Origin of the sequence: Nocardia sp. XZ_19_231 (genome assembly GCF_015355705.1) — a bacterium.
GTDB lineage: Bacteria > Actinomycetota > Actinomycetes > Mycobacteriales > Mycobacteriaceae > Nocardia > Nocardia salmonicida.
In genome coordinates, this window is sequence record NZ_JACUZI010000012.1 from 1 (window position 1) to 14,768 (window position 14,768).

General features: G+C 67.9%; 12 protein-coding genes and 1 rRNA gene. 12 read left to right on the forward strand and 1 reads right to left on the reverse strand.

Annotation, left to right across the window (positions count from 1 at the left end; all coding sequences use genetic code 11):
* The first annotated feature begins 6 nt into the window (after positions 1-6).
* The 7 genes from rrf to recN all read left to right on the forward strand — a co-directional run bounded on the left by rrf (position 7) and on the right by recN (position 8,190).
* Positions 7-123: ribosomal RNA gene (gene rrf / locus IBJ82_RS31905) — 5S ribosomal RNA — on the forward strand.
* Between the two features lie 2,137 nt (positions 124-2,260).
* The gene (locus IBJ82_RS31910; RefSeq protein WP_370585580.1) at positions 2,261-3,199 is read left to right on the forward strand and encodes a hypothetical protein; all 939 of its coding nucleotides are present in this window, start codon (positions 2,261-2,263) and stop codon (positions 3,197-3,199) included.
* A 281-nt stretch (positions 3,200-3,480) separates the two neighbouring features.
* Positions 3,481-4,374: an HAD-IIA family hydrolase gene (locus tag IBJ82_RS31915; RefSeq protein ID WP_194829698.1), complete on the forward strand. Its 894-nt coding sequence runs from the start codon at positions 3,481-3,483 to the stop codon at positions 4,372-4,374.
* Between the two features lie 13 nt (positions 4,375-4,387).
* Positions 4,388-4,672 (forward strand): hypothetical protein, encoded by a 285-nt coding sequence (locus IBJ82_RS31920; RefSeq protein WP_228537994.1) that lies wholly within the window; start codon positions 4,388-4,390, stop codon positions 4,670-4,672.
* A 1-nt stretch (position 4,673) separates the two neighbouring features.
* On the forward strand, positions 4,674-5,495 hold the full coding sequence (locus tag IBJ82_RS31925; protein WP_194829699.1) for a TlyA family RNA methyltransferase: 822 nt from the start codon (positions 4,674-4,676) through the stop codon (positions 5,493-5,495).
* A complete protein-coding gene (locus tag IBJ82_RS31930) occupies positions 5,492-6,421 on the forward strand; it encodes an NAD kinase (RefSeq protein WP_194829700.1) in 930 nt (309 codons plus the stop codon). The genes IBJ82_RS31925 and IBJ82_RS31930 overlap by 4 nt, the downstream gene beginning before the upstream one ends.
* Positions 6,421-8,190, forward strand: coding sequence for a DNA repair protein RecN (gene recN / locus IBJ82_RS31935; protein WP_194829701.1), 1,770 nt, complete (start codon positions 6,421-6,423; stop codon positions 8,188-8,190). Before IBJ82_RS31930 ends, recN begins: the two co-directional genes overlap by 1 nt.
* A 181-nt stretch (positions 8,191-8,371) precedes the next feature.
* Here recN and IBJ82_RS31940 read toward each other — a convergent pair whose 3' ends face one another.
* On the reverse strand, positions 8,372-8,791 hold the full coding sequence (locus IBJ82_RS31940; protein WP_056822863.1) for an SRPBCC family protein: 420 nt from the start codon (positions 8,789-8,791) through the stop codon (positions 8,372-8,374).
* Positions 8,792-8,906: 115 nt separating this feature from the next.
* Here IBJ82_RS31940 and steA point away from each other — a divergent pair, with 115 nt between their 5' ends.
* The 5 genes from steA to xerD all read left to right on the forward strand — a co-directional run bounded on the left by steA (position 8,907) and on the right by xerD (position 14,626).
* Positions 8,907-10,106, forward strand: a complete 1,200-nt coding sequence (gene steA, locus IBJ82_RS31945) for a putative cytokinetic ring protein SteA (protein WP_194829702.1) — start codon at positions 8,907-8,909, stop codon at positions 10,104-10,106.
* Positions 10,103-11,044: a copper transporter gene (locus IBJ82_RS31950; protein ID WP_194829786.1), complete on the forward strand. Its 942-nt coding sequence runs from the start codon at positions 10,103-10,105 to the stop codon at positions 11,042-11,044. The genes steA and IBJ82_RS31950 overlap by 4 nt, the downstream gene beginning before the upstream one ends.
* Positions 11,045-11,237: 193 nt before the next feature.
* The gene (locus IBJ82_RS31955) at positions 11,238-12,959 is read left to right on the forward strand and encodes a CTP synthase (RefSeq protein WP_194829703.1); all 1,722 of its coding nucleotides are present in this window, start codon (positions 11,238-11,240) and stop codon (positions 12,957-12,959) included.
* A 21-nt stretch (positions 12,960-12,980) separates the two neighbouring features.
* Positions 12,981-13,637, forward strand: a complete 657-nt coding sequence (locus IBJ82_RS31960; protein ID WP_194829704.1) for an NUDIX hydrolase — start codon at positions 12,981-12,983, stop codon at positions 13,635-13,637.
* A gap of 56 nt (positions 13,638-13,693) precedes the next feature.
* Positions 13,694-14,626, forward strand: coding sequence for a site-specific tyrosine recombinase XerD (xerD, locus tag IBJ82_RS31965; RefSeq protein ID WP_194829705.1), 933 nt, complete (start codon positions 13,694-13,696; stop codon positions 14,624-14,626).
* Positions 14,627-14,768 lie beyond the last annotated feature (142 nt).

Sequence of the window (14,768 nt, forward strand, 5' to 3'; positions counted from 1 at the left end):
TAGAGTTACGGTAGTTATAGCGGTGGGGAAACGCCCGGTCCCATTCCGAACCCGGAAGCTAAGGCCACCTGCGCCGATGGTACTGCACTCGACAGGGTGTGGGAGAGTAGGACACTGCCGGAACATCCTTCGCGATAGGGGACCCTTATTTGGGTCCCCTATCGGCGTTTGTGGGCTCGATGCGAGCTCGGTACGCCAGGCGGACGATGCCCCGTCCTTCGTCCGTGGTTGAATTCTTAGTGGCGGGGCCATGACAACACTCCCCGGAGGCCGGGGAACCTAGAGAGGGATCGCCGTGTCGGAACACAACGACGGACGGAAGCCTTTCCGCCGGGACGGAGACGCCCCCGGTTTCGGCCGGCGAGGCGAACCGACCGATCGCCCCCGCGGCGGACACGGTGACAAAAGCGGCTCAGGCCGTGGCGAAGGCGGCGGATTCCGCCGTGACGATGCGGGCAGCCGGGGAAGCAGCGCCGGTCGTGGTGATTCCGATCGTGGCAGCTCCGATCGGGGTGGATTCCGCCGCAATGACGACAATCGCGGCTCCGGTCGTCCCGAGGGCCAGCGTGGCGGATACAACCGTGATGACCGCGGTGGCAGCAGCGACCGTGGTGGATTCAAGCGCAGCGACAGTGGCGACCGCGGCGGCTATCCGCGCCGTGATGACGCCGGTCGTAGCGGCTCCACTGATCGCGGTGGTGACCGTGGTGGCTACCGCGGCAACAACGACGACCGCACCCGTGGCGGCTCGGATCGTGGCGGTTCGTCTGATCGCGGTGGCTACCAGCGTCGCGACGACAGCAACAAGGGCGGCTACCCCAAGCGCGACGACGCCGGTCGCAGCGGTGGTTATCAGCGCCGCGATGACAACGATCGTGGCGGATACAACCGTGACGATCGCGGTGGCAGCAGCGACCGTGGTGGATTCAAGCGCAGCGACAGTGGCGACCGCGGCGGCTACCAGCGCCGTGACGACGCCGGTCGTGGCGACTCGAGCGATCGTGGCGGATTCAAGCGGAATGAAGGCGGCAGTGACCGTCCGTCCGGTGGTTACGATCGCGGCGGCGACCGTGGTGGCTACCGCGGCAACAACGACGACCGCCCCCGTGGCGGCTCGGATCGTGGTGCCAGCTCGGATCGCGGTGGCTACCAGCGGCGCGACGACAGCAACAAGGGCGGCTACCCCAAGCGCGACGACGCCGGTCGCAGCGGTGGCTACCCCAAGCGCGACGACAATGATCGCGGTGGCTACCCCAAGCGTGACGACAATGATCGCGGTGGATTCAAGCGCAGCGACAGTGGCGACCGCGGCGGCTACCAGCGCCGTGACGACGCCGGTCGTGGCGGCTCGAGCGATCGTGGTGGATTCAAGCGGAACGAAGGCGGCAGTGATCGTCCGTCCGGTGGTGGCTACCGCGGCAACAACGACGACCGCCCCCGTGGCGGCTCGGGCGGAGGGTTCCGTCGCGGCGAGGGCGATGACCGTTCGCGCGGCAGCTCCGATCGTGGCAGCGACCGTGGCGGCTCCTCGGATCGCGGTGGCTTCCGTCGCAATGACAGTGACGATCGCTCGCGCGGTAGTTCGGATCGTGGCGGTTACCAGAAGCGCGACGACAAGGGTGGTTACCCTCGGCGCGACGAAAGCAACAAGGGTGGCTACCCCAAGCGCGACGACAGCGATCGCGGTCCCCGACGGGACGACGATCGTGGTCGCGGCGGCTTCAAGCGTGATGCCCGCGCCGGTGGCGGTCAGGGACGGTTCGTCGGCGAGGACGGCAAGCCGCTCAACGGCACCTACCGCGAGAAGCGCACTGAGCGCGAAAGCGATGTACTCGGCGTCGTCTCGGCATCGGCCGCGTCCGACATCGACGAGTCGACCATCGATGACAGCACGGCCTCGGTCGGCAACTCTGACAACATCTCTGCGGCAGCGACCGACGAGTCCTCGACGGATAAGTCGGCTGCGTCCAGTGAGCAGTCCGAGGAGGCCGCATCCGAGCGTTCCGAGTCGAATGAGGCTCGGGTAGCCGACGTCGACAACAAGGCCGCCGCAAGCACATCGGCTGACACCGACGCGGATGCGGGCGATCGTCTTGGTGGAGTGTCGGATAGTGACGACCGGGCCGGCTCCGGGGATCGCGACGACGACAAATCGCTTGGCGCTGTGACCCTTGATGGTGAGTCGCAAACTCCGGCCGTCAGCGATCGCGCTTCGGACCACGGCGATGATCCCCGTGCCGCTTCAGATCACGGCGAAACCGTGCGTGCCGGTAGCGAGTCGGACCGTGATGACAGCCCGCGTGGTGCCGGTCGTGACGACCGTTCCGGCGGTTCGGTTCGTGACGATCGGGTTCGCAATGACTCCGATCGCGGCGAGCGGCGTGGATTCGCTGATCGCGGTGCTCGCACTGATCGTGACGACCGTTCGCGGAGCGGTCCGGAGTCCGGTGGCGACGACCGTCGCCGTGGCGGCGAAGGTGCTCGCACGGCAGGTGGGCGGCCGGACGATCGCCGTGCGGCTCGTCCCGAGGAGCCCGATCTGCCCGAGGACGTGCAGGCCTCCGATCTGGATCCGGCCGTGCGCCGCGATCTGCTGAGCCTGGACAAGAACAACGCTGATTCGGTGGCCCGGCACATGGTGATGGCGGTCGAACTGCTCGAAGACGACCCGCGCCTGGCGCTGGCACACGCTCGGGCCGCGCGGCAGCGTGCGGGCCGTATCGCGGTGGTGCGTGAGACCGCCGGTGTGGTGGCCTACCACGCCGAGGAGTGGGCCGAGGCGCTGTCGGAGCTGCGGACCGCGCGACGGATGTCGGGTGGTGCCGGTCTGCTCGCGGTGATGGCGGACTGCGAGCGTGGTCTGGGCAGGCCGGAGCGGGCCATCGAGCTCGGTCGCAGCGAGGAAGCGCAGACGCTCACCGGTGACGAAGCCGCTGAGCTGCGCATGGTGGTGGCCGGCGCCCGGATGGATCTGGGTCAGTTCGACCAGGCCGTGGTGACGCTGCAGGCTTCGGATCTGGATCCCTCGCGCACCGGTTCCGCCGCAGCGCGCCTGTTCTACGCCTACGCCGATGCGCTGGTGGCGGCAGGCCGGACCGACGACGGACTGCAGTGGTTCCTCAACGCCGCCGCCGCCGATCTCGATGACGAAACCGACGCCGAGGAACGGGCAACCGAACTCACCGGCGACGCGCAGTAGATCAGCATCAGGCCGCGGGCCGGGAACTCTTCACGGGTTCCCGGACTGCGGCCTTTCGCATGTCAGAAGGGTGCCGAACTGCGGCGGCCGGGTCGGGAGAAGGCCCGCGACTCGCTGGTCGCCGAAGTGGGAACCGGCACACCGTGCACGAATACTCGGCACATGCTCGATCATGAAGGGTGCGAATGCTATTCGACAGCGCAGCAGAAGCGAAGCTGTCGGTGCCTTCGCCTAGGGTCGCGGATGTGCTCGACCCGGCAGTGACGACGGAGTGAGGGTGGATGAACCGGCTGCGCGATCAATATGACGCTTTGCTGCTCGACCTGGACGGAACGCTGTACCGCGGACCCGAGGTCATCGAGGGCGCTCCCAAAGCGCTGGTACCGGACGGTAATTCGGCCCAACGGTTGGTCTACGTCACCAACAACGCCGCGCGCGGTCCCGGTGCCGTGGCACACCACCTGGACGAGCTCGGCTACCCGGCTACCGCCGATGACGTGGTGACCAGTGCGCAAGCCGCCGCGCGCATGCTGGCCGAACGTCTGAGCCCCGGCGACAGGGTGCTCGTGGTCGGCACCGACGATCTGGTCGCCGAGGTGAAAGCCGTCGGCCTCGAGCCCATCCGCCGGTTCGGTGACACCCCACCGTCGGCAGTCGTGCAAGGTCATTCGCCGACGACCGCGTGGCCAGACCTAGCCGAAGCCGCCTACGCCCTCCGCGCCGACGCGCTGTGGATCGCCGCCAACGCCGACCGCACCCTGCCCAACGAGCGTGGCCTCGCTCCCGGCAACGGCTCGATGGTCGCCGCGCTGGCCACCGCCTCCGATCGCGAGCCGCTGGTCGCGGGCAAGCCCTACGCGCCACTGATGGAAGACGCGATCGAGCGAGCGGGCACCCGCCGGGCCCTAGTGGTCGGCGACCGTCTCGACACCGATATCGAGGGCGCCAACGGCCTCGGCCTCGACTCGCTGCTGGTGCTGACCGGAGTGAGCACCCTCGACGAGGTGATCGGCGCACCCGCGGCCCGGATCCCCACCTACATCGCCGCCACCCTCGACGCCCTCAACGACACCGCGCTGGCCGAGCCCGCCGCGCCCGCGGACATCGCCGAACTGTTGCGACAGCATCCCGGCCGGGCGGTACGGGTGCGCGCAGCCGATTCGGAAATCCGATAGCGTTGACGCCACGATGAGTACTGCGAGTTCACCGCCGAACGGCGCGTCACAGCCACCCCGGCCCGGGATTCCCGTGCCGGGCGCTCACCTGCCCGGCGTCCCGGCACATCAGGAACCGGCCGATCCGAGCAGGATCAAGGCCGAGGTCGATGCACTGCTCGCCGAACTCGGTCCGCGTCCCGCCGTGAGCCCGGCGGAGAACACCGAGACCGGCGCCGACATCACCCGCCGCGCGCGCATCCTCGAGCAGGCGCACGACGTACTGGTGGACGCGCTGGCGACAGTGGACAAGATCTGAGGTGGCCAGGCGAGCGCGCGTGGACGCCGAACTGGTTCGCCGCGGATTGGCGCGATCGCGAGAACACGCGGTCGAACTGATCGGTGCGGGCCGCGTCCTGATTGCTGGAACCGTCGCCGTGAAACCCGCGACGGCCGTGGAGACGGGAACCCCGCTGATCGTGCGGGACGAACCCGACGAGGTGTCGTGGGCCTCGCGTGGTGCGCACAAACTGCTCGGCGCACTCGAGGCGTTCGAACCCGAGGGGCTCAGCATCGCGGACAAGCGGTGTCTGGACGCGGGCGCGTCGACCGGCGGTTTCACCGACGTGCTGCTCAACAGGGGCGCGCGTGAAGTGGTCGCGGTCGACGTCGGCTACGGCCAACTGATCTGGCGTCTGCAGAACGACGACCGGGTCCGGGTGTTCGACCGCACCAATGTGCGCAACATCACCCCTGAATCCATCAGTGGCACAGTCGAAATCGTCGTCGGTGACCTGTCCTTCATTTCGCTCGGGCTCGTACTTCCCGCTCTGGCGGCCTGCGCGGCCGACGGTGCTGATCTGCTGCCGATGGTGAAACCGCAGTTCGAGGTCGGCAAGGACCGGGTCGGCTCGGGTGGGGTGGTGCGTGACCCGGCGTTGCGTACCGAGGTGGTGTGCGATGTGGCGAACGCCGCGGCCGCGCTCGGACTGCGCACCCTGGGTGTGGTCGCCAGTCCGCTGCCCGGCCCGTCGGGCAACGTCGAGTATTTCCTGTGGCTGCGCAAGGTCGGCCCGTTCGACTACGACGCCGAACAGGTGCGGGCGCTGGTCGCACACGCTGTCGAGGAGGGTCCGCAGTGAGTACGCATTCCGGCGGCAGGGAGATTCTGCTCGTCGCCCATCCCGGCCGCGCGGAGATCATCGAGACCGCGCACCGGGTGGCGAAGATCTTCGCCGAAGCGGGAATCTGCCTGCGGGTGCTGGCCGACGAGGCCGACAGCACCCGGTTCGAAGACGAAGCCGGATATCCGGTGCGGGTGGTGCCGCACAGCCCGTCCGCGGCACAGGGCTGTGAGATGGTGCTCGCCCTCGGTGGCGACGGCACCTTCCTGCGCGCGGCCGAACTCGGCAGGCCCACCGGTGTGCCCGTGCTCGGAATCAACCTGGGCCGCATCGGGTTTCTCACCGAGGCCGAGGCCGAGAACCTCGACGAGGCGCTCTCGCAGGTGGTCGATCGCGATTACCAGGTGGAAAACCGGATGACCATCGATGTCACCGTGCGCGTCGACGACACGATCGTCGAACACGGCTGGGCGCTCAACGAGGCCAGCCTCGAGAACGCGCAGCGCATGGGTGTGCTGGAAGTGGTGCTCGAAGTGGACGGGCGGCCGGTCTCGGCGTTCGGCTGCGACGGCATCCTCATCTCCACTCCCACCGGGTCGACCGCCTACGCGTTCTCGGCGGGTGGGCCGGTGGTCTGGCCCGAAGTCGAGGCGATGCTGGTGATCCCGAGCAATGCGCACGCGTTGTTCGCGCGGCCACTGGTGACCAGTCCGGATTCGCGGATCGCGGTGGAGACCGTGGCGACCGGGCACGATGCGATCGTGTTCCTCGACGGCAGGCGAACCCTCGCGTTGCCGCGTGGTGGCCGTGCCGAAGTGGTGCGCGGCGAACAGCCGGTGCGTTGGGTGCGGCTCGATTCGGCGCCCTTCGCCGACCGGATGGTGCGCAAGTTCCAACTGCCGGTCACCGGCTGGCGGGGCAGACAGCGAACGGAAGAGCACTGATGCTGACAGAGATCAGGATTGACGGACTCGGTGTCATCTCGACGGCCACCGCGCAGTTCCATGCCGGTCTGACCGTGCTCACCGGCGAGACCGGTGCGGGCAAGACCATGGTTGTCACCAGCCTGCACCTGCTCAGCGGTGCGCGCGCCGATGCGGGACGGGTGCGCCTCGGCGCGACGAAAGCCGTGGTGGAGGGCCGTTTCGTCGTCGATGACGTAAACGAGGCGGCCCGCGCGGCGGTCGGGGAGGTGCTGGAATCGGCGGGAGCCGAGGCCGACGAGGACGGCAGCGTGATCGCGGTCCGCACCGTCAACAGCGACGGACGTTCGCGCGCACACCTCGGTGGGCGCGGGGTGCCCGCCTCGGTGCTCGGCGAGTTCACCTCGCGACTGCTGACCGTGCACGGCCAGAACGATCAGTTGCGGTTGCAGCGGCCCGAACAGCAGCTGTCGGCACTCGATCAGTTCGCCGGCGACGGGGTCTCCGGACTGCTGCGCAAGTACCAGGTGCATCGCCGGTCCTGGTTGGACGCGCGCACCGAACTGCTCGAACGTACCGCGCGCAGTAGGGAATTGGCACTCGAAGCCGACCGGCTCAAGTACTCGCTCACCGAAATCGACGGCATCGCGCCCGAACCCGGTGAGGACACCCGCCTGGTCGCCGAGATCCGCAGGCTCAGCGACCTCGATTCGTTGCGCGAGGCGGCCGTCGCCGCGCACGAGTCGATGTCGGGTCCCAGCGACGCACCGGCCGACGGCGGTGGCGTGCTCGATCTGCTCGGCGGTGCCCGCGCCCGCCTGGACTCCGCCGACGACCCGGCGCTGGCCGCGCTGGCTCCGCGGCTGGGCGAGGCGATCGCGGTGGTCGTCGACGTGGCCACCGAACTCAGCAGCTACCTGTCGGAACTGCCGTCCGATCCCAGCGCGCTGGACACGATGCTCAATCGACAGGCCGAGCTCAAATCGCTGACCCGCAAATACGCACCCGATATCGACGGCGTGATCGCCTGGGCCGACGAGTCGCGCGCGCGCCTCGACTCGCTCGATGTGTCCGAGGACGCGCTGGCCAAGCTGGCCGGTGAGGTCGAGACCGCGGCGGGCAAGGTGCGGGAGGCGGCACGCAAACTCAGTGCCGCGCGCGCCAAGTCGGCGGGCAAGCTGGCGAGCGCGGTGAGCACCGAGCTCGGTGGGCTGGCGATGGGCAAGGCGCGTTTGGAAGTCCACGTCCGTCCGCTCCCGGCCAGTGCCCAGGATTCGGCGCCGCTCGATATCGGCGGGGTGGTGCTGCACGCTGGATCGAACGGGTGCGACGAAGTGGAATTCCGGCTCTCCGCGCACTCCGGCGCGCAGTCGCTGCCCCTGAGCAAGAGTGCTTCCGGCGGTGAACTCTCGCGGGTGATGCTCGCGCTCGAGGTGGTGCTGGCCGGTTCCGATCACGGCGCGACCATGGTGTTCGACGAGGTCGACGCGGGTGTCGGTGGCCGGGCCGCGGTGGAGATCGGCAAGCGCCTTGCCCGCCTTGCCCGCACCCACCAGGTCATCGTCGTGACCCACCTGCCACAGGTGGCGGCCTTCGCCGACACCCACCTGGTGGTGAACAAGTCCGACGACGGAAAAGGCAAGGTGGACAGCGGAGTTCGCACGCTGACCGACGAGGAACGAGTGGTGGAACTGGCACGCATGCTCGCGGGTCTGGACGACACCGAGACCGGCCGCGCGCACGCGGAAGAACTACTCGAAACCGCTAGGGCCGAACGAGCCCCGGCCTAGCTGCGTTCCGCACTCCGAGCCCCGTACATCCCGACCTCGAGGAGGGATCGCCGACGAAGTCGGCGGTTCGCGCCCGTCCCGTCGATCAGGTGCTGTTGCGTAGGCGACGAAGGAGCAAGCAACGGCACCTGATCGACGGGACACAAGGGGGCGCGAACTCGAGCGCGCCAGCGCTTTAGAATTAACGCAGGGCTTTGCGCACGCCCCCGATGAGCTGGTTGGTCAGCTGACGCAGGCCGAACTCGAGCACCTTCGCGGGCACGGGCAGCGAAGGCTCGGACTCCATCGTGTACACCACGCGGGTGCCGCCCTCGGTGGTGTCGGCGAAGGTGATGGCGCCGACGTGGCGCTTGACCGGCGCGCCCTTGACGATCTTGTATTCCATCCGCTCGCCGGGAACCAGCGCGGTGATCTCCTCGGTGACGCCGAGCTTGCCGAAGCCGAGCACGTGCTGGGCGCCGACGCCGGTGGTCGGGTCGCCCGCTTTGACGAGCTTGACCTGGATCGGCAGGTACGGGCTGACGGCCTCACGCTCGGTGAAGAGGCGGTAGACGATGTCGCGAGGTGCGTCGAAGACCGTCTCGACGGTGCTGCGTGGCATGAATATGTCTCCTGTCCGAAATGTCTGTGACCCGGAGCATACGGGTAGTCGTCACCTGTGCGCCGACCGGCGCGCCTCCACCAAAGGTTGAGGGTTTGGCTTCATCATCGGCCTCATGAAGATGCCGGCGTTGTTGTCACGGAACACGGAAACGTTGCCCGGTGTCGCCGGGATCGCCCGGGTGGATCGCGATACCGGACGATTGCTGCGGCGGGTCGGTCCGGGGGATGTGGTCGTCCTCGACGAGACCGATCTGGACCGTCACACCGCCGACCGGTTGGTCGAGGCGGGGGTGCTCGCGGTGATCAACACCTCCCCATCGATTTCCGGGCGGTATCCCAATCTGGGACCAGAAGTGTTGGTGGCCAACGGGATCGTACTGATGGACACGGTGTCCTCCGACGCGTTCGGCAAAATCAAGGACGGGTCGAAGGTCCGCATCGACGGTGGCATCGTCTACGCCGACAAGCTCACCAAGAAAGAACCCGAGGTCCTGGTCGAAGGTATCGAATTCGACGAGTCGGCCATCGCCGATCGAATGATCGAGGCGCGCAACGGCCTCGCCGACCACCTCGACGCGTTCGCGGGCAACACCACCGAATTCGTCCGCACCGAGAGCGCGCTGCTGATCGACGGTGTCGGCGTGCCCGATATCGAGCTGGATATGCGCGACCGGCACGTGGTCGTGATCGCCGACGGCTCGGGCCATCTCGCGGAACTGCAGCGACTCAAGCCGTTCATCAAGGAGTACGCGCCGATCCTGATCGGGGTCGGCAGCGGCGCGGATACCTTGCGCAAACTCAAGTACACGCCCGACCTTATCGTCGGCGATCCCGACGAGATCAGCACCGAGACATTGAAGTCCGGCGCCGAGATGATCCTGCCCGCCGACACCGACGGGCACGCCAAGGGGCTGGAGCGCATCCAGGATCTCGGTATCGGCGCCACCACGTTCCCGTCCTCGGGTTCGCCCACCGACCTCGCGTTGATGCTGGCCGACCATCACGGCGCGTCCCTGATCGTGCTGGCGGGCGCCCCTGCCTCGCTCGAGGATTTCTTCGACCGTGGGCGTCGCGACAGCAATCCGGCCACCTTCCTGACCCGGTTGAAGGTCGGTGCGAAGCTGGTCGACGCGAACGCGGTGTCGACGCTGTACCGGCATCGCTCCGCGGGTGCCGCGGTGGCGCTGGTGGTGCTGGCCGCGCTGGTGGCGATCGTGGTGGTGATCTTGGCCTCGCACAACGGCTCCGAGATGCTGGACTGGGCGATCGAGTACTGGAACAGCTTCGTCCTGTGGGTGCGTGGTCTGCTGTGATCTCGCTGCGTCAGCACGCCATCTCGATCGCGGCGATCTTCCTCGCACTCGCGGTCGGGGTGGTGCTCGGTTCACACACCCTCGCGGGCGGCATGATCTCGGGCCTACGGTCGGACAAGACCGACCTGAACACCCAGGTGGACGAACTGGCTGCCCAGAACGCACAACTCACCGCCCGCCTCGACTCCGCCGACCAGTTCATCGCGGGCTCGGCAGCCCGAATCCTGAGCGGCACCCTGGCCGACCGCACTGTCGTCGTCCTCACCACCCCCGATGCCGACCCCGGCGATATCGACGGCGTGAGCAAGTCCCTGCAAACAGCAGGTGCCACGCTGACCGGTCGCGTAGCCCTCACCGAGTCTTTCGTCGACGCGGGGGAGGGTGACCGCATGCGCTCCACCCTGACCAACATCGTCCCCGCGGGCGCCCAACTGAACACCGGCGCCGTGGACCAGGGCAGCCTCGCAGGCGATTTGCTCGGCCTCGCGCTGCTCCAGGACCCCACGACGAACCAGCCCCGCAGCACTCCCCAGGAACTTGCCCTGATCCTCGAGACCCTCCGAGGCGGCGGCTTCCTCACCTATGGCGACACCCCGACCGGCCCCGCCCAACTCGCCGTCGTCGTCACCGGCAACGGTGTCGAATCCGACACCGGCCAGGGCGCGACTATCGCCCGCTTCACCGGCGCCCTCCGAGCACGAGCCGCGGGCACCGTCCTCGCCGGCCGCGCAGGCGCCGCCGAAGGCAACGCCCCGATAGCCACCGTCCGATCCCAAGCCCCCCTGGCCACAACGGTCACCACAGTCGACAACATCGACCGCGAAACAGGCCGAGTAACAACAACACTCGCCCTCACCGAACAACTCACAGGCGGCGCAGGCCGCTACGGAACAGGCACATCAGCGACCTCACTGACCCTGGTAGCCATGCCCCGCTGATTGAGAACCTCACCACCTTCCCAACCCGAGTTCCCGCGACTCGCGGACCGACGTAACAACTGATCACGCAAGAACATGGGTAACTCCCCAGGCACAGCAAGCCCGGCCCCTGACCAACCGCCAGCGGCCGACGCGACCGTTTACGCACCTCGGTTGCGCTTGAATATCCGGGGAGGCGGTACTGTGGTGGTCCGTGGGTCATCAACGGAATCAGGCTAAAAATGCCACCAAGCACATCTTCGTGAGCGGTGGCGTCGCCTCCTCATTGGGTAAGGGTCTCACCGCCTCCAGCCTCGGTCAGCTTCTGACCGCGCGCGGCATGCGGGTGACGATGCAGAAGCTCGACCCGTATCTCAATGTCGATCCGGGCACCATGAACCCGTTCCAGCACGGCGAGGTGTTCGTCACCGAAGACGGCGCGGAGACCGACCTGGACGTCGGTCACTACGAGCGCTTCCTCGACCGCGATCTGACGATGGACGCGAACGTGACCACCGGGCAGATCTATTCGACGGTGATCGCCAAGGAACGTCGCGGTGAGTATCTGGGCGATACGGTGCAGGTCATTCCGCATATCACCGACGAGATCAAGAGCCGCATCCTGGCGATGCAGGGTCCTGATCTCGAGGGGCATGTGCCGGATGTGGTGATCACCGAGATCGGTGGCACCGTCGGTGACATCGAGTCGCAGCCGTTCCTCGAGGCGGCCCGCCAGATCCGTCACGACGTGGGTCGCGACAACGTGTTCTTCCTGCACGTGTCGCTGGTGCCGTACCTGGCGCCCTCGGGTGAGCTCAAGACCAAGCCGACGCAGCACTCGGTGGCCGCGCTGCGCAATATCGGTATCCAGCCCGACGCGCTGATCCTGCGTTGCGACCGTGAGGTACCGCAGGGTCTCAAGAACAAGATCGCGCTGATGTGCGACGTCGATGTGGAGGCGTGCATCTCCACGCCGGACGCGCCGTCGATCTACGACATCCCGAAGGTGCTGCACAGCGAGGGCCTCGATGCCTATGTGGTGCGCAAGCTCGGGCTGCCGTTCCGCGATGTGGACTGGAAGGTGTGGGGCGATCTGCTCGATCGCGTGCACACCCCGCGCGAGACCGTCGAGGTGGCGCTGGTCGGCAAGTACGTCGATCTGCCGGACGCGTACCTGTCGGTGACCGAGGCGCTGCGCGCGGGTGGTTTCGCCCATCGCGCCAAGGTGAACATCCGCTGGGTGCCCTCGGACGAGTGCGAGACCGAGGTCGGTGCCCAGGCGGCGCTGCGTGATGTCGACGCCGTGCTGATCCCCGGTGGGTTCGGCATCCGTGGCATCGAGGGCAAGCTCGGAGCGATCGGCTACGCCCGCCACCGTGGTATCCCGCTGCTCGGGCTGTGCCTGGGTCTGCAGTGCGTGGTCATCGAGGCGGCGCGTTCGGTCGGTATCGCCGACGCGAACTCCGCGGAATTCGAGCCCGACACCAAGAACCCGGTCATCTCGACCATGGCCGATCAGGAAGACGTCGTCGCCGGTGAAGCCGATCTGGGCGGCACCATGCGCTTGGGCGCCTACCCCGCCACCCTGAAGAAGGGCTCGGTCGTCGCGCAGGCGTACGGCACCGAGAATGTGTCCGAGCGGCATCGGCACCGGTTCGAGGTGAACAACTCCTACCGCGACGCCATCGCCAAGAGCGGGCTGGTCTTCTCCGGAACCTCGCCCGACGGGCACCTGGTCGAGTTCGTCGAATACCCGGCTTCGGTGCATCCGTTCTTCGTCGCCACCCAGGCGCATCCGGAGCTCAAGAGCCGTCCGACCCGGCCGCATCCGCTGTTTGCGGCGCTGATCAGCGCCGCGTTGAAATACAAACTGGCCGAACGCCTTCCCGTAGACTTTCCGGAGGAAGAGCTCGCGGAGCAGCCCGCGCAAGCCTAGGAACATCGGCGATAGGAACGCATGAGCGAGCCCGGTAGTCACGACTTCGAGACGGTGTCGAGCCGGGTGCTCTACAGCGGCGCGATCCTGGCCCTGCGCCAGGATCAGGTCAGGATGCCGGACGGGCGGGTCGCCGAGCGCGAGGTCATCGAGCACCACGGTGCTGTCGCGGTGCTCGCGCTCGACGACAACGGCAATGTCGTGTTGATCCGGCAGTATCGGCATCCGATCGGTACCCGGCTGCTGGAACTGCCCGCCGGGCTGCTCGACATCGAGGGCGAGGACCCGCTCACCGCGGCCAAGCGCGAGCTGGCCGAGGAGACGGGCCTCGCCGCCGCGCAGTGGTCGGTGCTGGTGGATGTGGCGTTGTCGCCGGGCTTCACCGATGAGGCGCTTCGAGTGTTCTTCGCGACCGGTCTCAGCGTCACCGACCGGCCCGATCCCGAACATGAGGAAGCCGATCTGGAACTGGTGCGGATGCCGCTCGGCGAGGCGGTGCGCGCCGCGCTGGCGGGCGAGATCGTGAACGCGACCGCGGTCGCGGGCGTGCTCGCCTACGCGGCGGCTCAGGCGAGCGGGGCGCCGCTGCGCGCACCCGATGCGCCCTGGCCCGGTCAACCGACGAGGTTCCTGCGGCGCAAAGCCGCCGAGGCGCCGGCTCGCGGTAACCACGCGTGACCACAGCAGCGGCGCGCGCTTCGGCAGCCGAACCCGCGTACTAGACAGGCAGGGGCGTGCTCGAGCGGGAGATCGACGCCTACCTCGACCACCTCGCGGTCGAGCGCGGAGCCGCGCGCAACACCCTCGGCGCCTACCGTCGTGATCTGGCCCGCTACCGCAATTTCCTCACCGGACGCGGCGTCGAGAGCTTGAGCGCGGTGGCCCGAGGTGACGTCGCCGAATTCACCATGGCCTTGCGTGCCGGCGGCGCCGATCATCCTGCCCTGGCAGCCGGTTCGGTGGCCAGGGCATTGATCGCGGTCCGCGGACTACACCGCTTCGCCGCCGCCGAAGGCATCACCGACACCGATGTGGCGCATGCGGTGAAACCACCCGCGCCGGGGCGCCGGTTGCCCAAAGCGTTGCCCTACGACCAGGTTCTGCGACTTCTCGAGTCGGCGGGCGGTGAACCGGAGGGCTCCGACGGGGGACCGCGCGGACTGCGCGACCGGGCACTACTGGAACTGCTCTACTCCACGGGCGCGCGGATCTCGGAAATGGTCGGACTCGACGTCGACGACATCGACGCCGAGCAACGCTGTGTGGTGCTGCACGGCAAGGGCGGAAAACAGCGCCTCGTGCCGGTCGGCCGTCCGGCCCTGGCCGCCGTCGACGCGTATCTGGTGCGCGGTCGTCCCACCCTCTCCGCGAGCGGGAAAGGTTCCGGCGGAGCGCTTTTCCTCAACGCTCGCGGCGGCCGACTGTCACGGCAGAGCGCATGGCAGGTATTGCAGACCGCCGCCGAACGGGCTGGGATCGGGGCGACGGTTTCACCGCACACCCTGCGTCATTCCTTCGCCACCCACCTGCTCGACGGTGGCGCCGATGTGCGGGTGGTACAGGAACTGCTCGGCCACGCTTCGGTGACCACGACCCAGATCTACACCCTCGTCACGGTGAGCACCCTGCGTGAAGTGTGGGCCACCGCCCATCCCCGTGCCACGTGAACCATCACCTCCGATATGCGCTGAGCAGGTATTGTGCGAACACGCCCGGCGTTGCCATGCTGTACCTCACCGGTCCGAGCGGTAGCGTCTACCCCAGAGTTGGACCGTACGAAAGCGAACCGGTCCCGTATCGGCCTCGCTA

Excerpts from the sequence above, each read along its gene's own strand:
- IBJ82_RS31915 (WP_194829698.1), top strand. The coding sequence starts at position 3,481 with ATGAACCGGCTGCGCGATCAATATGACGCTTTGCTGCTCGACCTGGAC.
- IBJ82_RS31940 (WP_056822863.1), bottom strand. The coding sequence starts at position 8,791 with ATGCCACGCAGCACCGTCGAGACGGTCTTCGACGCACCTCGCGACATC.
- recN (WP_194829701.1), top strand. The coding sequence starts at position 6,421 with ATGCTGACAGAGATCAGGATTGACGGACTCGGTGTCATCTCGACGGCC.
- steA (WP_194829702.1), top strand. The coding sequence starts at position 8,907 with ATGAAGATGCCGGCGTTGTTGTCACGGAACACGGAAACGTTGCCCGGT.
- IBJ82_RS31960 (WP_194829704.1), top strand. The coding sequence starts at position 12,981 with ATGAGCGAGCCCGGTAGTCACGACTTCGAGACGGTGTCGAGCCGGGTG.
- IBJ82_RS31920 (WP_228537994.1), top strand. The coding sequence starts at position 4,388 with ATGAGTACTGCGAGTTCACCGCCGAACGGCGCGTCACAGCCACCCCGG.